Below are 17,237 nucleotides of genomic sequence, written 5' to 3' on the forward strand. Positions count from 1 at the left end.
GGCGCACGCGTCGAGGAGGGGTCGCCGACCATGCCGAATCTCACCGTCAACGGGGTCACGCACGTGATCGACGCCGATCCGGACATGCCCCTGCTCTGGGTGCTGCGCGACCGGCTCGACGCCACCGGCACCAAGTACGGCTGCGGCATCGCGCAATGCGGCGCCTGCACGATCCATCTCGACGGCCAGCCGGTCCGCGCCTGCCAGACCAAGCTCGGCGATGTCGGCGCCGCCCAGGTGACGACCATCGAGGGCGTCAACGGCCGGGTGGCCGAGGCCGTCCAGGCGGCGTGGCGCAAGCTCGACGTGGTCCAGTGCGGCTATTGCCAGTCCGGCCAGATCATGTCGGCGATCGGCCTGCTCTCCGGCAACGCCAAGCCCAGCGACGCCGAGATCGACGGTGCCATGGACGGCAACATCTGCCGCTGCGGCACCTACCAGCGCATCCGCGCGGCGATTCACGAAGCCGCGCGCAGCCTCGCCTGATCCGTCCCCGCGCCCAACTTCCCCCGCCCTGCCCCGCGGTCCCGACCGGAGCCTCGCCGCCATGCTGAATGCCCGTCGACCGAATCCCCTGCCCGTCCGTCCCAGCCGCCGCGGCCTGCTCGCCGGCGCCGGCGCCCTCGTGGTCGCGTTCCGGCTCGACCCGAAATCCGCCCGCGCCGCCGCCGGCCCGAACCTCGCCGACGTCAAGGCGCAGCCCAACGCCTTCGTGCGCATCGGCGCGGACGACACCGTCACGGTGGTGATCAAGCACCTCGACATGGGCCAGGGGAACACGACCGGGCTGGCCACGATCCTGGCCGACGAGCTCGGCGCCGATTGGGGACAGGTCCGCACCGAGTTCGCGCCCGCCGACGCGACGCTCTACAACAACAGCCTGATGGGCCCGATCCAGGGGACCGGCGGCTCGACCGCGGTCGCCAATTCCTGGTTCCAGCTGCGCAAGGCGGGTGCCGCCGCCCGCGAGATGCTGATGGCCGAGGCCGCCTTCCGCTGGAAGGTGCCGGTTTCCGAGATCACGGTCGCCGACAACATCGTGCGCCACGGCCCGTCCGGCCGGCAGGCCCGGTTCGGGGAGCTCGCGGCCTCGGCCGCCTCGCTGCCGGTGCCGTCCGAGCCGCGGCTCAAGGATCCGAGCGAGTGGCGGCTCATCGGCCAGACGATCCCGCGCCTCGATTCCGTCGCCAAGACCAACGGCACGGCGGTCTATTCCCTCGACATCCGCCGCCCGAACCAGGTCACGGCCGTGGTCGCCCGGGCGCCGCGCTTCGGCGCCACCGTGAAGCGTTTTGACGCCGCCGCCGCCCGCAAGGTCGCGGGCGTGCTCGACGTGGTGCAGGTGCCGACCGGCGTGGCGGTGATCGCCCGCGATACGTGGTCGGCCATGAAGGGCCGCGAGGCGCTCACGGTCGCCTGGGACGACAGCACCGCCGAGACCCGCTCGTCGGACGCGATCCTCGCCGAGTACCGCGAGCGGGCCAAGGGCCCCGGCCTCACGGCGTCCGAGCGCGGCGACCCGCAGGCGGCGCTGAAGGGCGCCGCCAAGGTCATCGAGGCCGAGTTCACCTTCCCGTACCTCGCCCACGCGGCGATGGAGCCCTTGAACGCCACGATCGAGCGGGCGGCCGACGGCGGCTACGACGTCTATGCGGGCTTCCAGTTCCAGACCGTCGAGCAGGCCACCATGGCGGCAATCCTGGGCGTGACGCCCGACCGGGTGCGGCTGCACAGCAACTGGGCCGGCGGCTCCTTCGGCCGCCGGGCGACCCCCACCGCCGACTACCTCGCGGAAGCGGCCGCCGTCTTCAAGGCGTCCGGCGAGAAGGCCCCGATCCACCTCGTCTGGACCCGCGAGGACGACATGGCCGGCGGCTATTACCGTCCGACCGTGCTGCACAAGGTCCGGGCCGGCATCGACGGCAAGGGCGCGGTGGTCGGCTGGGACCACGTCATGGTCGGCAAGTCGATCATGATCGGCTCGCCCTTCGAGGCGATGATCGTCAAGAACGGCATCGACTCGACCACCGTGGAGGGCGCCTCCGACACCCCCTACGCGCTGCCGGCCTACCGGTTCGGCGTCCATAACGGCCGCGAGGGCGTGCCGGTCCTGTGGTGGCGCTCGGTCGGCCACACCCACACGGCCCACGTGATGGAGGTGATGATCGACGAGTTGGCCCACGCCGCCAGCGTCGATCCGGTGGCCTACCGGCTCTCCCTCCTGGCCCAGGCGCCGCGGCTCTCCGGCGTGCTCAAGCTCGCCGCCGAGAAGGCCGGCTGGAGCGCCAAGCCGCAGGAGCCGGGCCGCGGCCTCGGTGTGGCGGTCCACGAATCCTTCGGCTCCTACGTCGCCATGGTGGCCGACGTGACCGCGCAGGATGCGGCGATCCGGGTCAACCGGATCGTGGCCGCGGTGGATGTCGGCGTCCCGGTCAACCCGGACGTGATCCGCGCGCAGGTCGAGGGCGCGGTGGGCTTCGCCCTGTCGGCGGTGCTGCGCAACCGCATCACCCTCAAGGACGGACAGGTGCAGGAGCACAATTTCGACGCCTACGAGCCGACCCGGATGAGCGAGATGCCGAAGGTCGAGGTCCACATCGTGCCGAGCCAGATGGCGCCCACCGGGATCGGCGAGCCGGGCGTGCCCGTGCTCGGGCCATCGATCGCCAACGCGGTCTTCGCCGCCTCCGGCCGGCGCCTGCGCTCCCTGCCCCTCGACCTCTCGGGCGTGAAGGGCGCGTGAGGAATCGCACGCTCCGATCGCGCGCATCGGCGTAGGAGTGTGGGGCCTTCCCCCAAGGCAAGAGACCCGACTGCGAACGGCGCGGCGCGACACCGCGCCGTTTCTTTTTTGTGCGCCGATGCGGCATGTCCGGGCCATGCCGGCCTTCGACGACACCGCCGCGCGCCTGCGCGCCTGCCGCCTCTGCCGAGACAGCCCGCTCTACGGCCCGCCCCTGCCCCAGGAGCCCCGGCCGATCGTGCAGGGTTCGGCCACGGCCCGCCTGTGCATTGCCAGTCAGGCGCCCGGCACCCGCGCCCACCGCACCGGCCAGCCGTTCACCGATCCCTCGGGCGTGCGGCTGCGGTCCTGGCTCGGGCTCGACGCGGCGCAGTTCTACGATTCCGCGAACGTCGCCATCGTGCCGATGGGCGCCTGCTTCCCCGGGCTCGACGCCAAGGGCGGCGACCGGCCGCCGCGCCGGGAATGCGCCGAGCGCTGGCGGGCGGAGCTGTTCGCCGGCCTGCCGGACCTCGCGCTGATCCTGGTGATCGGCCAGTACGCGCAAGCCTGGCATCTGGGAAAGATGGAGGGCGGCCTCACCGGCACGGTGCGGCGCTGGCGCGCGATCCTCGCCGAGCCGCGCCGCCCGCGGGTCCTGCCCCTGCCCCACCCGTCCTGGCGCAACAACGGCTGGCTGAAGCGCGAGCCCTGGTTTGAGGCGGAGCTGCTGCCGGTGCTGCGCGCCGAGGTGGCGCGGGTGTTGGCGGGGTGAGTGGCCGTGCCGGCATTGACCTCGCAGGCGTTCCGCGGAATCGCTGCCGCGACCCCGAAGGACGCGCCGATGACCAAGATTGCCGACCCCCGCGACCGCCTGATCGTGGCCCTCGACCTGCCGAGCGTGCAGGCGGCCGAGGCGCTGATCGACCGGATCGGCGATGCCGCGACCTTCTACAAGATCGGCTACCAGCTGGGTTACGCGGGCGGCCTCGCCCTGGCCGAGCGGCTGGCGGCCCGCGGCCTCAAGGTCTTCCTCGACCTGAAGCTCCACGACATCGGCAACACCGTCGAGGAGGGCGTGCGCTCGGCCTCGGGCTCCGGCGCCACCTTCCTCACCGTCCACGCCTACCCGCAGACCATGCGGGCGGCTTTCCGCGGCCGGGGCGCGGGGCTCAAGATCCTCGCCGTGACGGTGCTCACCTCCTACGACGATGCCGACGCAGCGGAGGCCGGCTACGGCCTGCCGGTGGCGGAACTCGTCGCCAAGCGGGCCGCCCAGGCCGCCGAGATCGGCATCGACGGCCTCGTCTGCTCGGCCGCCGAGGCGGGCTCGGTCCGGCGCATCGTCGGTCCGGACCGGCTGATCGTCACCCCGGGCATCCGCCCGGCGGGCGCCGAGGCCGGCGACCAGAAGCGGGTCATGACGCCGGGCGATGCACGCCGGGCCGGGATCGACCACGTGGTGGTCGGGCGCCCGATCACCGGCGCCGCGGACCCTCGCGCGGTGGCGCAGGCGATCGTGGCGGACCTCGCCTGATCCGAGCGGGATTGCCTTCGGGCGGACCGGTTCCACTTCGCTCCGCAAGGCAGGAGACGCAGCATGACGAAGGGCTACTGGATCGCGCGGATCGATGTCCGCGACGCGGAGGCCTACAAGGAGTACGTGGCGGCCAACGGCGCGGCCTTCGCCACGTTCGGCGGCCGGTTCCTCGTGCGCGGCGGCACCCACGAGGCGGTGATGGGCCCGGCCCGGTCCCGCAACGTGGTGATCGAGTTCCCGAGCTACGCGGACGCCCTCGCCTGCTGGAACTCCGACCTCTATCAGGCCGCGAAGGCCAAGCAGCGCGGCGGCGTCGAGGCCGAGATCCTGGTGATCGAGGGCTATGACGGCCCGCAGCCCAGCACCTCGGCGCCGGCACCGGAGGCGGGACCGGCGTCCGAATAGGCCGCTCCGCGCGCAAGGACGGCCGTGTCGGTGCGGTGCCTTGATCGCAATGCTCGCCCTAGGCTCGCGTCCGGTTGGGCGCGAGGCTCCGCAGCAGGAACGCCGACATCGCGGCGACCGGAGGCACCGGCTGAAGGCTGGAACAGCCCACCAGCAGCGGGTGGGTGTAGCGGGCGATGGCGACGTGGATGCACGCCGCCGCCTCGGCCGGATCGGCGGCCTCGAACTCGCCCCGCGCCACGCCGTCGCGGACGATCCGCTCGAACCCGGCGGTGATCCGGGCGACGTGGTGGCGGCAGACGTCCCAGCTCTCCGCCATGGCCGCCTCGATCATCTCGTGCAGGCGGGGAAACGTCTCGCAGCGCCGGGTGCAGTCACGATGCAGGGTTTCGATCGCCGCCACGAGGCGCGCGGTCGCGTCGAGGCCCGGCCGGTCGGCGATCCCCGAGACCACCGCCTCGCTCTCGCCGATCAGGCGCTCCAGCACCGCCTCGTTGATCGCCTTCTTCGAGTCGAAGAAGCGGTAGACGTTGGCCGGGCTCATCTTCAGCGTCCGGGCGATGTCGGCCACGGTCGTCTTCTGGTAGCCGATCTCGCGGAAATACGCGTCCGCCGCCGCCAGGATGCGGCTGCGCGTGTCGGGCACGCACTCCCCCGCGATCAGGTGGGTCGTCTCATCCAGGGACATGCATTCTCACTAGGCCATGCCGGCCCGGACCGTCAAAGACACGAGCCCGGATCGGGTTCCGCGATGGGGTTTGACCATGGGGTCTCGCCTGCGGCCGGTGCGCGCGCCTGGAACCCGCCCGGGCGGCACCGATTGCCCCGGCATCCGGCCGCGACCGCGGCGCGCCTCGAGAGATCCGCGATGCCCTTCACCGACACCCGCGCCCTGGTCACGGGGGCCGATTCCGGCATCGGACAGGCCACCGCGGAACTGCTGGCTCGGGAGGGCGCCGACGTGGCGATCACCTACCACACCGACGCGGCCGGCATCCGCGAGACCGCCGCGCGGGTCGAGGCTGCCGGGCGGCGGGCCCTGGTGCTCCAGCTCGATGTCGGCGATCCGGCCGCCGTCACGGCGGCCTTCGACCGGATCGGCAGCGAGTTCGGCACCCTCGACATCCTGGTGGCCAATGCCGGGCAGGCGATGAGCGGCGTGCCGGTCGCCGAGATGGACGACGCCCTTCTGGAGCGGATCCTGCGGGTGAACCTGATGGGGCCGCTGTTTACCGCCCGGCCGTTCATCAAGATGCGCAAGGCGCAGGGCGGCACAGGGAAGATCGTGTTCGTGTCGTCGGTGGCCCAGCACCTGCCGACCCCGGAGAGCGCGCCCTACGGCATGTCGAAGGCGGGCCTCGGCTCGCTGTGCCGCTCCCTGTCGCGGGAACTCGCCCCGGACCGGATCAACGTCAACGCCGTCGCCCCGGGGCTGATCGAGACGCCGATGACCGCCGACCGCTTCGCGAAGCCGGAGGTGCTCGAGCAGTCCCTGGAACGGATCCCGTGGCACCGGGCCGGCCAGCCCGAGGAGATCGCCCGGGCGATCCTGTATCTCGCCTCGGACGCGGCCGACTACGTCACCGGGCACACCCTGGTGGTCGATGGCGGCCTGACCATGCAATGGGGCGGCGCCTGAACGGCGAAGCGGCGCCGGACTCGCGTCCGGCGCCGCTCGGGATCGTCCTGGTCCGGATCCGGGCTGCGGCGGGGCCGCCCGCCCTCAGGACCCGAACTGCGAACCCAGCCGCTCGAGATATTCGGCGAGGTCGACGCCGCCGATCCGCTTGCCGTAATCGAAGCGCATGCCCTGGCGGATGTCGATGCTCGCATCCCGCGTCGTCAGGGTGAAGGGCCGGACGCAGATCCAGGCCCCGTCGCGGCGGTGCTCGAAGTAGCCGAGGATCTCGTGCTTGGCCATAATCTGCCCTCCGGGTCCATGTTCGGAGACATAACGGTTCCGGTGCGCCCCGGTTCGCGCGGCGCGACTGTTTTTCGCGCGCGGACCGATCGGGATCGAGTGTCGGTGATCCTCGCGGCGGCGGGAACGGCCAAGCCTGATCTGGCCTGAGCTTGGCCATAAAGGCGCGAATGTTCGGCGGGGCACGGCCCCGCTCACCGCCCGCGGTCGAGGATCTCGGCGGTGGTCATCGTCGCGACCTGATGGCCGTAGCGCATCCGGTACATCAGGAGCAGCGCGTCGTGCGCGAAAAACAGTCGCGCCGCGCGAACCGGGGCGCACCGGGGCGCGCCGCTCGCAGGACCTCGATCGGAGCCGCTCCCGACGGATCGGCTCGGGAGCGGCCGGGGCGGCGCCTAGCGGTCCGCCTTCGCGCCGGCGGTGGTCAGCGACAGGTAGCGCTCCGTGGTCGGGCGGATCAGGTTGCGCACCGCCTCCGCCATCGCCTGCTCCTCCTTCAGCGATTGCTGAAAGGCCGTCCGGTGCCCCTGCTGGCCGGCGGCATCGGCGATGGTGAGCAGCGACTCGTAGGCCGCGATCTCGAAATTCTCGAAGGCGTGGTTGGCGTAGGTGTTCTTCAGGATCTCGTCCTGGGCCGGGGCGTGGCCCAGCGCCATCATGTTGCCGACGAAGCCCAGGAATCCCTCCTTGAGGGCCGAGGGGCTGTCGCCGAGGCTCTGGAGCGCCTCCTCCAGCCGCTGGCGCTGGCCGTGCGTCTCCTCGATGTGGCGGCGCAGGGCCTGCTCCATCTCCGGATAGCGCTCCAGGCGCTCGACCTGCCGCTCCATGATCTGCAGCGCCTGCATCTCGAGGGCGTGGGTATTCTTCAGGGCCGTGACGTAGATCTCGCGTGCGTCCAGGGCCATGGGGGTCACCTCTTTCAGGTTGCGGGCTCAGTAGCCCATTCAACCAGGGAACGCAGAGGCCGTACGGCCAAGTTCCTGCCGGAACGTCGCAGGCGCGGCCCGCGGGCCGTCTGCTGCCGGTCGCGCGGTGACCGGGGGAATGCCGGACCGGATCGGCTCCGGGCGAACCCAGAACTTGATCCATGTGCCGGCAACGACATCACCTCGCTGCGCGACTACCCGTTCTGAACGCCTCGGCATCCCCGAGCGCCTCTGCCGTGTTGTCCCGGCAGGATACCGCAGCAGGAGACGCCGACGGACAGGGATCGCGAGCGGTCGAAGGAGCCGCCGATCTCCGACGGCCAGAGCGACCGCCCCCGCGACGAGGCCATCGCGCCGACGGGGGGCGGCCTGCCCAACGATACCGGCGAGCCGGTGGAGATCGACGAAGCCGAGGCCGCGCGCATCGAGAAGAGGATCCGCGATCTGTCGAGCCGCGACCGTCCGGGTTGCGACAGGCTGCGAGAGCGGGAGGCATGCTGGCGTGCCGGCGCGGCCCACCCTCGACCACAGGATGCGGTCGAGGGTGGGATGACCCAACCCGACGTAACGACCCGTGAGCGATCGTCGGCGGCCCCGACGTGATCGGGAACGGCTGTCGCCGGCGCCCCTGACGGCGGGTTCAGCCGCCCGGCCGGGTCCGGGGCTGGCCCTTCTCGGGGCGGATCCGGTAGAAGCCTCGCGTGAGCCTGCGCGGGGCGGGGCGGGCCGGGCCCGTGTGGGGGCCGGGTGCGGCCCGCATGCGGCGGGTTTGCGGCGCTCCGGGCGCGAGAGCGAGAGACACATCCATGTGCGGCATCGTCGGCATCGTCGGGCGCGACGCGGTGGCGGGGCAGGTGATCGAGGCCCTGCGCCGGCTCGAATACCGCGGCTACGATTCCGCCGGCCTGGCCACCCTCGAGCACGGCCGGCTGGCGCGCCGCCGCGCCGCCGGCAAGCTCGCCAACCTCGAGGCCCGGCTCGCGCAGGAGCCGCTCACCGGCACGATCGGCATCGGCCACACCCGCTGGGCCACCCACGGCCGGCCCAACGAGACCAACGCCCACCCGCACGCCACCGCCCACCTGGCGGTGGTCCACAACGGCATCATCGAGAACTTCCGCGCGCTCAAGGCCGAGCTCGAGGCCGACGGCGTCGTGTTCGAGACCGAGACCGACACCGAGGTCGTCGCCCAGCTGGTCAGCCGCAGCATCGACCGGGGCCTGGGGCCGGTCGAGGCGGTCGAGGCCGCCCTGCCGCGGCTGCGCGGCGCCTTCGCGCTCGCCTTCATCTTCGCCGGCGCCGACAACCTGCTGATCGGCGCCCGCCACGGCGCGCCGCTGGCGATCGGCTTCGGCGCGGGCGAGACCTATCTCGGCTCCGACGCCCTGGCGCTGGCGCCCTTCACCGACGCGATCACCTATCTCGACGAGGGCGACTGGGCGATCCTGACCCGCGACGGCGCCGAGATCCGCGACGCGTCCGGGGCCACGGTGGCGCGCCCGCGCCAGACGATCGCCCCGCAGGCCTACCGGGTCGACAAGGGCGCCTACCGCCACTTCATGGCCAAGGAGATCCACGAGCAGCCCGAGGTGGTCGGGCGCACGCTGGCCCATTACGTCGACCTGGCCAACGGCCGGGTGGTGCTGCCCGCGGCGCTGCCGTTCGACTTCGCCAGGCTCGGCCGGCTGTCCATCACGGCCTGCGGCACGGCGTATTATGCCGGCCTGGTGGCGCGCTACTGGTTCGAGCAGCTGGCGCGGCTGCCGGTGGAGATCGACGTCGCCTCCGAGGCGCGCTACCGCGAGGCGCCGCTGGAGCGGGACGGGCTGACGCTGGTGATCTCGCAATCGGGCGAGACCGCCGACACGCTGGCCTCGCTGCGCTACGCCAAGAGCCAGGGCCAGCACACCTTGAGCGTGGTCAACGTGCCGAGCTCGACGATCGCGCGGGAATCGTCCGTGGTGATGCCGACGCTGGCGGGTCCGGAGATCGGGGTGGCCTCGACGAAGGCGTTCTCGTGCCAGCTGACGGTTCTCTTGTGCCTGGCGATCGCGGCGGGGCGGGCGCGGGGCACGCTGGACGCGGCGGGCGAGGCGCGGCTGGTGGAGGCGCTGATCCGGGCGCCGGGCCTGATGGCGGAGGCGCTGGCCCAGGAGGCGGCGATCGCCGGCCTGGCCCGGGAGGTCGCGCAGGCGCGGGACGTTCTGTATCTCGGCCGGGGCACGAGCTACCCGATGGCGCTGGAGGGCGCGCTGAAGCTGAAGGAGATCAGCTACATCCACGCGGAGGGCTACGCGGCGGGGGAGCTGAAGCACGGCCCGATCGCGCTGATCGACGCGGCCGTGCCGGTGATCGTGATCGCGCCGCATGACGGGGTGTTCGACAAGACGGTGTCGAACATGCAGGAGGTGGCGGCGCGCGGCGGGCGGATCGTGCTGATCGGGGACGCGCAAGGGGCGGCCGCGCACGGTCTGGAGACCCTGGCGACGGTCACGATGCCGGCGCTCGACGCGACCGTGGCGCCGATCGTCTACGCGGTGCCGATCCAGCTGCTCGCCTACCACACCGCCGTGGTCATGGGCAAAGACGTCGACCAGCCCAGAAACCTCGCCAAATCCGTCACCGTGGAGTGACGCAGCGGATCAGAGCAGAACGGGTGTGTCCGGCGAATAAAGTCGGGTGAAAAAATAAAGTCGGGTGAAATAATTAGTCGAGTGAAACATGCGAGTAAATAAAGTCGGGTGAAACTGAACCTCTCACAGGGGGCGTCGGCATAGGGCCATTATATCGCCCCCCAAAAGCCGCGCCCCAATCCTGTCCCATGGGTACCAAACGCCCAACGCAAAGCCGTCTGGCTCGATCACCGGCCGGCGTTTCCAGGCGATTCTGGCTGCAGTGACGTTGTCGGAGGAACCTTGGGTGGGTCTGGTGACGGAAATGGCGGTGCTGCGCTAGGAGCCGGGCTTGGCTGAGGTGCCGCCGACTTTTCTTGAAGCTTGTCCGGCACGCCTAGTGTCGGATTTCTTTGGGCAGGCGTCGCGGCCGCCGGGACTGGGGTCGCTGCCGACGGGACTCGTCACGCGAATCTGGGGGCCCGAGGGGCAGGTCGTGCATGGTTAGTAGGTCTAGAAGATAGGCGACCACCGTAGGCGGTCCTTGACGTGCCCAATCGTGCACGGTGCGCTCCGCGACGCCAATCTCGGCCGCGAAACCAACTTGTGTACGCCCGAGCAGGCGTAGACGTGCTTTGAAGCCAACACCGTCCATCATCATTGTTCATACGAGTGCAACGAACGAGCTCCTAGGCGATGCGTTTGCTCGCGGAGAGCGCGGGCTGCGAGGATGGCACGGTGAGGTCATTCCTTCCAGAGTGGCGACGCGACGCTATGGTTCCTTCGGAGAGGCGGCCGCGCAATGTGGCTTACGCCGCTCCCGGTACATCCGGCATGATGACACCGCACCAGTCTCGGCCTCGAACGATAGGCGCCTTTACGGCGAACTCTCCTGCCAATCGGCGCCTCTAGATCTCAGGGTCTTGCAACCTCGACCTGGCAGCCTCGGACGCCGCGGCGAGTCCGCGACGCCGATCGGGCCGGAAGCTTGTACGACACGCCTGCCAAGCGCCTCCTGTGGACAGCTCCGACGGCGAATAGCATATGTTCGTGTTTTGTTCTAGAAGCGCTTCATCGCCTATGAAGCAGGCGATCTCCTGAATCAGACGTCCGCCAGTTGCTTCGACTCTGTCGAACAAGCGGCGTCACTGATCCATCGCAGCCCTTTTTGCTGACGGCCGCGGCCTCATGGCCGGCCATAGGAGATCTTGCATGCTCGCCCCATCGTCGTTGCCCCCAGCCGTAAATCCAACCAAGCAGGACGACACATCGTCCGACCAACTCGCACGCGCCTTCCTGCAACAGCTTGCCCAGGACGAGCGCAGGCGTCTCAAAGTCGGCCACCGCTCCAGCTCGTACGATCTCGATGCCGAGCCGATGCTCGACGAAGCCGATGCCGTCGAGCGGATTGTCGTTCAGGACGAGATCAACCGCCCCGAGAGCGCGCATGTGCCTGTTCCAGCACACCTCGCCGCCGTCGCGGTGATGCTCGCACGGGCCATCGAGGCGGAGCCCGGTCTTGTGCGCCGCCTGCGCCGGGAAGCGCCTGTGGTCACGCTCGCCACGCATGTAGTCGATCTTGTCGAGCCCGTTCGCGTCGTCGCCGAGAAGTGCCTGTTCCGGCCCAACACCAAGGTGATGGATCTCGCCAACGGACGGGCGCGCGAGCTGAGCCGGCGGCATGCCGCCCTTTTCGTTTGCGACGGGATCAGCCGCGACGCACGGCCTGAAAAAGGCAACGAGGTCATCGGCACGGCCCTGCATGTCCGCATACCCATCGTTGGCATAGCGCCCGACCCTAAGCGACAGCTGCCGCGCGACCTGATGCGCTCCGCGGAACACCGAATCGGGTTGTCGAGCCTTGATCAGGCCGGGCTTGCCCTCGTGGTCGAAGCTGTCGTAGGCAGCCGGCCTTCGCGAGAGATCGATCGGGATCTCCTACGCATGATCGACATCGCCGATTTGCCGGTCGCCTTCCGCCGTGCAACCTCGCCCGATGCGTGCATCGAAGCGCTGCAGCGTATCGTTACCGCGAAGGCCGATTTTCTCGGCGAAGGTCCCGCCCTGGAGGAGCTCGACGGCTATGGAGCAGCCAAGACATGGGGCCTGGCCGTGGCAGCCGATCTCCAGGCGTATCGTGCGGGTCGTCTGACCTGGGCCCAGATGGACCATCGTGGTCTGCTGCTGTCGGGGCCGCCCGGCGTCGGAAAAACCAGTTTCGCGCGCGCTCTGGCCAAGAGCGCTCGCGTGCCCCTGGTGGCTACCTCCGTCGCCGAATGGAACGCAGCCGACTACCTGTCCGGCACGCTCCAGGCGATCCGCAAGGTCTTCGCACAGGCGCAGGCGCAGGCACCCTGCATCCTGTTCATCGACGAACTCGATGGCATCTCCGACCGTGGTCAGATCCGCGGAGAGTACGTTCAGTACTGGACGCAGATTGTAAATCTCTTCCTCGAACTGCTCGCGGGCGTGGATGAGCGGCCCGGCGTCGTCGTCGTGGCGGCTACGAACCACCCCGATAAGATCGACCCCGCGGTAAAGCGGGCTGGGCGGCTGGACCGTGAGATCGCGATCGAGAAGCCGGACACCACCGCGCTGGCCCGAATATTCCGTCACCATCTCGGTCGCGAGATCCTCCCAGACGCTTCGATGCTTCCGCTGGCATTGGCCGCCCGCGGCATGACGGGTGCGGATGCGGAAGCCTTTGTGCGGCGCGCCAAAGGCACCGCGCGCCGCAATGGCCGAGCCGTGACCCTGGATGACCTTCTGGCCGAGATCCGGCAGGGGCGTCGCCCACTCCCGACAGCGGTCAGACATCGCGTGGCGATCCACGAGGCCGGTCACGCGGTCGTCAGCCACACGCTCGGCTTCGGCGAGCTCTTGGATTTGTCTCTAAACGATGAGGGCGGCCAAGCCTGTTGGGAGGTCATTAGAGACGGGGCCGCGACCCTGACCGAGTTGGAGAAAGCGTTGGCTTCGCTCCTTGCCGGTCGGATCGCGGAAGAGATCGAACTTGGTTCCGGATCGATCGGCGCGAGCTTCGGCGCCAGTTCCGATCTTGCCTTGGCGACCGGGCTCGCTCGCGACATCGAGTTGACCTACGGGCTCGGATTTCTCGGCAACATCTACTTGGAGCCTGCCGCCACCGACATGGTCCTGATCAAGGGCTTGCTGCCGGCCGTCGCCGAGCGCCTCAAGCGCGCGAGCGACCGGGCGCGGAACATCCTGATGGAACGTCGGACGGCATTGCAGGCTGTTGCTCGCGAACTCGAAGGAGCCGGCTACCTTCCCGGTCAGGAAATCGACCGCATGCTGGCTTCAGCTGCAGAGCGAGCGAAGTCTGCGGCTTCCGCAAGCGTCGGGGAGGCCAAGTGATGTTCGCACTACCACCCGACATGCCGGACACCGGCGATCTGCAGCCGCTCTCGGACGCCATCGATGCACTGTGCGAGATCCTCGGGGGCGACCGAGAGGACGTCATCGAAGGCTTGGCGGAAATCGTTCGAAAGCGGGCCGAGTTCGAGCAGTGCAGACATGCCGGCAACCAAGATGGCTGGTGCGGGCCTTCCGACTCCTGAGGAGCGTTTCCTGTCGTCGTCCTGCGCTGCAGCGACCGAGGCCCGTAATCGTGATCTGTCGGAAGAAAATCACTATCTTCTGGCAGCAGAATGCGAGAATGATGCCCTTCGAGCGGACAAAATTTTGATAATCAGTACTCTTGATGGGGCCTTTTCATTTCGGGATACGGAGGCGGATTTCAATCATCAAGCTTGTTCTGAAAAGCGTGCGCCGTGCCTGCATCAACCCGTCGTTTCTTCCTATCCGGCGCCCTCGCATTCAGCATCGGACCGGCCAGCGCCGCGACAGCTCCCTTGCGGGTCGTGGCCTCTTCGGTACCGCATGCGGAAATCCTCGAATTCGTGGGCGAAAAGCTCGCCCCCGAACTGCCGCTGAAGATCGTTGAAATCTCGGGCGATCTCCGCCCGAACGCCCTGCTGCGTGACGGCGATGCCGACGCCAACTTCTTCCAGCACGTGCCCTTCCTCCGTTCGGAGGAAGCCGCCATGGGGATGCGCTTCGCTGTCATCGCGGCGGTGCATATCGAGCCCCTGGGATTGTACAGCCGCCGTGCAAAGGCGCTCGCCGACCTGCCGAACGGCGGTGTCGTTTCCCTGTCGAACAGCGTGTCCAACACCAGCCGTGGGTTGTCGCTCCTTCAGGCCAATGGCCTAATCCGGCTGCGGGCCACGGACGCGGGCGTGAACGCGACCTTGGACGACGTCATCGAGAACCCGAAAAACTTCCGGTTCGTCGAGATTGCGCCGCCGCAATTGCCGCGCTCCCTCGATGACGTGGCGCTTGCGGTGATCAACGGCAACTACGCGCTAGAAGCTGGGCTGGAACCGGCGCGGGATGCGCTGGCGCTCGAACGCGCCGAGGGCAACCCGTATGCAAATGTCCTCGTCACGACCGAAGACTTGGCCAAGGATCCCCGCGTGCTGCGCCTGGGAACGCTGCTGACCTCGGCGGAGGTCGCGGAGTTCATCCGCAACCGCTATCGCGGGTCGGTCGTCGCTGTTCGCCCTTCCTGAGCGGCGCGGCCCGGCATCGGGCGGCGGCGCGTCCTGACGGTGGTATGGGAGCTGTCCGGCGCGCTCACGGAACTGGCCAGGGTGTTGATCGAGCTCGACGCGACCCTCAATCCGCAGATGGGCAGGAACTACACTCTGCACGCGTTAGACTGTAACGACATCGATCCAACCCGGTTCGGCCCGGTGATCAAGGCCTACGCGTTCATGGCGGTGATCATCGGTGGCCGCGGAAGCAATACAGGCGTCTTGCTGTCGGGCTTCACCCTGGTCCTACTCGTCGAAGGGAGCCGTTTTCTCATCGACGCGTTCGGCCTGCTGGATGGCGCCCGTCTTGCAGCCTTGCGCCTGTCCCTGGTCGGCGTCGCCCTGGTCGTGACCTTGATCTTTAGACCGGACGGCCTCGTGCGCGAGTATCGCCTGACATCTGCAGCGAAGGAGAGACCCTGATGGCCCGCGTGACGATGAAGACCCGCGACGACCTGCCGGCCGTACTGCATCCGCTCTGGGATAAGATGACGACCTACGGCGACTTCGCGGACCAAGCCGGCGTGATGGCGCAGCGCCTGCCGATCTTCGAGCACACCTGGGCGATGCTCACGCAGCTCTCCGACGAGGCGGTGCTGCCAAAGCGCTACCTCGAACTCGCGATCGTCACCGTCTCGCTCCTCAACAAATGCGAGTACTGCGTCGCTCACCACGCGCCGAAGCTCGCCGTGCAGGGTGTGTCCGAGGCCGGCGCGGAGCGACTCCTCGACTATGCCGAGCATCCCGAACTCGACGACGTCGACAAGCTTGTGGTCGAGTACAGCATCGCGGTCACAAGCAACTGGAGCAAAACCCGGGACGAGATCTTCGTCCGCCTACGTCGACATTTCGGCGAGCCGCAACTCGTCGAGCTGACATGGCGGATCGCGCTCTGCGGCGCCTTCAACCGCTTCAACGATATTCTTCAAATCGATGTCGCCGAGGCATCCATCGCAGCAGAATAGGAACTGTGTGGCTCCTACCCCATGCTTGTGACGTTGATGTCCGCGACAGGGTACGTAGGAGCTGCGTGGGGGATCGGGCGGCTGCCAAGGGCGCGCGGCCTCCATGTGGAACATCGTAGCGGATATTGAGAGCACGCAGTCGGTTAGCTGCTCCCAGCCTTATGAAACGAACTTCGCTCGGTGTGAGCCGAGCTATGTCGCGCCTCAGATGTCTTCCATCCATTCAACATGGCCATCGGAGAGGCCGTAGCGCGCGCCGACTACCTTGACCTTCCCCGCGTCGAGCGCGTCCTTGATCACGATGCTCTGGGTCGTCAGCCGCTTGGCGACGCGGCGCGCGTTGCTCCGCACGGAGGCTTCGAGAAGGTCGCCGCCTTGGCTCCGAGCTTCCAGCACGGCCGGCACAATCGGCTGCACCATCTCGCCGATGACACCCGGGAAAGTCGCGTTTTTCTGCACCACATCGACCGCGGCCGCGACGGCGCCACAGGACTGGTGTCCAAGCACGATGACAAGGGGCACCCCTAGGACGCCGACGGCGTACTCAATGCTGCCCAGCGCCGCCGTGTCGACCGTGTTGCCGGCGTTCCGGACGATGAACAACTCACCGAGACCGCGGCCGAACAGGATCTCGGGCGAGACCCGGCTGTCGGAGCAGCCGACCAGCACGCAGAAGGGGGCTTGGCCTCGGGCAAGTTCCAGACGGCGCTCGCGCCCGTTTGCCGCTAGGGACGGGGCCTCGTTCCGAAAATTCTCGTTGCCCTCCTTCATGAGCTTCAGGGCTTCTGCCGGGGCCAGCGCGGTCTTCGCCACGGGCGAAGCGGCCTGCGCGGCGTCGTTCGGCACGGCGGCGGCGGCGAGGACGCTCGCCGCCGCGATTAGGAGATGTCGGCGCCCAAGCCGCAGCGAGCCATCCGAAGCGCAGCAGTCGCAATTGATGTGCATGAAGCCGATCCTCCTTGAGTACCCCTGGCATCCACGGGCCAAGCAATTGGCATCACGGACGGCCAGCGCATCTTTCTTCATCCATCCCTAGGACGACTGCGGCCTTCAGTCGACGTTGCTAGAAAAAGGCGGGCGGGATGTCCAAGGTCGGGCGAGCTGCAATAATGTGGCCGCCCGGCCGACGTAATTGGCGATGCCATGACCGCCCTTTGCCCCATCGACTCGGCCAGCGCGCAGGGGAGTAGCGATTTGCGGCCCCCTTTGCTGCTGCAGGCCGAAAGGGGATGGTGTTTCGCCACCCCCTTTGATCCGCAGGGATACGCATCGGACGCGTATCCTTGAGGGTAGGCTGAATGTGCGCACCCTTCACCGAGCTGCCTTGCACAGATGTCGCCGACTTGGCGGCAATCTGGGACTACCGGACGAGCCGAGATTATATGGCCGCCTGGCTTCGTCCGTGATGAACGATTATACTCGGATGCTTTGCAGCGCCTCTGCGCTGCTTACCAGTCGCCGACGCTGGAACGATTTGGGTCCGACACTTTCGGCAAGCCCTCGACGCTGTAGTTCGAGGCAGGCAGCAAG

At 68.6% G+C, this 17,237-nt stretch carries 16 protein-coding genes; 11 read left to right on the plus strand and 5 right to left on the minus strand.

The window, feature by feature from the left end:
* Window positions 1-30: 30 nt before the first annotated feature.
* From JOE48_RS00995 to JOE48_RS01015, 5 genes are all read left to right on the plus strand, one after another.
* Window positions 31-486: a (2Fe-2S)-binding protein gene (locus tag JOE48_RS00995; protein WP_210026040.1), complete on the plus strand. Its 456-nt coding sequence runs from the start codon at window positions 31-33 to the stop codon at window positions 484-486.
* A 61-nt stretch (window positions 487-547) separates the two neighbouring features.
* Window positions 548-2,743, plus strand: coding sequence for a xanthine dehydrogenase family protein molybdopterin-binding subunit (locus JOE48_RS01000; protein WP_210026042.1), 2,196 nt, complete (start codon window positions 548-550; stop codon window positions 2,741-2,743).
* Between the two features lie 136 nt (window positions 2,744-2,879).
* Window positions 2,880-3,497 (plus strand): uracil-DNA glycosylase family protein, encoded by a 618-nt coding sequence (locus JOE48_RS01005; protein WP_210026044.1) that lies wholly within the window; start codon window positions 2,880-2,882, stop codon window positions 3,495-3,497.
* Between the two features lie 69 nt (window positions 3,498-3,566).
* Window positions 3,567-4,259, plus strand: coding sequence for an orotidine-5'-phosphate decarboxylase (pyrF, locus tag JOE48_RS01010; protein ID WP_210026046.1), 693 nt, complete (start codon window positions 3,567-3,569; stop codon window positions 4,257-4,259).
* Between the two features lie 63 nt (window positions 4,260-4,322).
* Complete coding sequence (locus tag JOE48_RS01015) at window positions 4,323-4,667, plus strand: DUF1330 domain-containing protein (RefSeq protein WP_210026048.1); 345 nt, start codon at window positions 4,323-4,325, stop codon at window positions 4,665-4,667.
* A gap of 58 nt (window positions 4,668-4,725) precedes the next feature.
* On the opposite strand, the gene JOE48_RS01020 is transcribed toward JOE48_RS01015, so the two are convergent.
* On the minus strand, window positions 4,726-5,355 hold the full coding sequence (locus tag JOE48_RS01020) for a TetR/AcrR family transcriptional regulator (RefSeq protein ID WP_210026050.1): 630 nt from the start codon (window positions 5,353-5,355) through the stop codon (window positions 4,726-4,728).
* Window positions 5,356-5,535: 180 nt separating this feature from the next.
* Here JOE48_RS01020 and JOE48_RS01025 point away from each other — a divergent pair, with 180 nt between their 5' ends.
* Window positions 5,536-6,306 (plus strand): SDR family NAD(P)-dependent oxidoreductase, encoded by a 771-nt coding sequence (locus JOE48_RS01025; protein WP_210026054.1) that lies wholly within the window; start codon window positions 5,536-5,538, stop codon window positions 6,304-6,306.
* 84 nt (window positions 6,307-6,390) lie between these two features.
* Here the strand turns inward: JOE48_RS01025 and JOE48_RS01030 are convergent, their stop codons facing one another.
* Both JOE48_RS01030 and JOE48_RS01035 read right to left on the minus strand, forming a co-directional pair.
* Window positions 6,391-6,588 carry a hypothetical protein gene (locus JOE48_RS01030; protein ID WP_091716776.1) on the minus strand — a complete coding sequence of 66 codons (198 nt, stop codon included), beginning with the start codon at window positions 6,586-6,588 and terminating at the stop codon, window positions 6,391-6,393.
* Between the two features lie 395 nt (window positions 6,589-6,983).
* Window positions 6,984-7,493, minus strand: a complete 510-nt coding sequence (locus JOE48_RS01035) for a ferritin-like domain-containing protein (protein WP_210026055.1) — start codon at window positions 7,491-7,493, stop codon at window positions 6,984-6,986.
* Window positions 7,494-8,320: 827 nt separating this feature from the next.
* On the opposite strand from JOE48_RS01035, the gene glmS reads away from it, so the two are divergent.
* Complete coding sequence (gene glmS, locus JOE48_RS01040; protein WP_210026056.1) at window positions 8,321-10,147, plus strand: glutamine--fructose-6-phosphate transaminase (isomerizing); 1,827 nt, start codon at window positions 8,321-8,323, stop codon at window positions 10,145-10,147.
* A gap of 1,191 nt (window positions 10,148-11,338) precedes the next feature.
* Window positions 11,339-13,501: an AAA family ATPase gene (locus JOE48_RS01045; RefSeq protein ID WP_210026058.1), complete on the plus strand. Its 2,163-nt coding sequence runs from the start codon at window positions 11,339-11,341 to the stop codon at window positions 13,499-13,501.
* Window positions 13,502-13,509: 8 nt separating this feature from the next.
* On the opposite strand, the gene JOE48_RS01050 is transcribed toward JOE48_RS01045, so the two are convergent.
* The gene (locus JOE48_RS01050; RefSeq protein ID WP_210026060.1) at window positions 13,510-13,662 is read right to left on the minus strand and encodes a hypothetical protein; all 153 of its coding nucleotides are present in this window, start codon (window positions 13,660-13,662) and stop codon (window positions 13,510-13,512) included.
* 345 nt (window positions 13,663-14,007) lie between these two features.
* On the opposite strand from JOE48_RS01050, the gene JOE48_RS01055 reads away from it, so the two are divergent.
* The 3 genes from JOE48_RS01055 to JOE48_RS01065 all read left to right on the plus strand — a co-directional run bounded on the left by JOE48_RS01055 (window position 14,008) and on the right by JOE48_RS01065 (window position 15,707).
* Window positions 14,008-14,718, plus strand: coding sequence for a MetQ/NlpA family ABC transporter substrate-binding protein (locus tag JOE48_RS01055; protein WP_312893403.1), 711 nt, complete (start codon window positions 14,008-14,010; stop codon window positions 14,716-14,718).
* Window positions 14,719-14,802: 84 nt separating this feature from the next.
* Window positions 14,803-15,165: a hypothetical protein gene (locus tag JOE48_RS01060; protein ID WP_210026063.1), complete on the plus strand. Its 363-nt coding sequence runs from the start codon at window positions 14,803-14,805 to the stop codon at window positions 15,163-15,165.
* Complete coding sequence (locus JOE48_RS01065) at window positions 15,165-15,707, plus strand: carboxymuconolactone decarboxylase family protein (RefSeq protein WP_210026066.1); 543 nt, start codon at window positions 15,165-15,167, stop codon at window positions 15,705-15,707. The genes JOE48_RS01060 and JOE48_RS01065 overlap by 1 nt, the downstream gene beginning before the upstream one ends.
* Before the next feature lie 204 nt (window positions 15,708-15,911).
* Here the strand turns inward: JOE48_RS01065 and JOE48_RS01070 are convergent, their stop codons facing one another.
* A complete protein-coding gene (locus tag JOE48_RS01070; RefSeq protein ID WP_210026068.1) occupies window positions 15,912-16,652 on the minus strand; it encodes a carbonic anhydrase in 741 nt (246 codons plus the stop codon).
* Window positions 16,653-17,237: the final 585 nt, after the last annotated feature.

The sequence above is a fragment of the Methylobacterium sp. PvR107 genome (assembly GCF_017833295.1).
GTDB lineage: Bacteria > Pseudomonadota > Alphaproteobacteria > Rhizobiales > Beijerinckiaceae > Methylobacterium.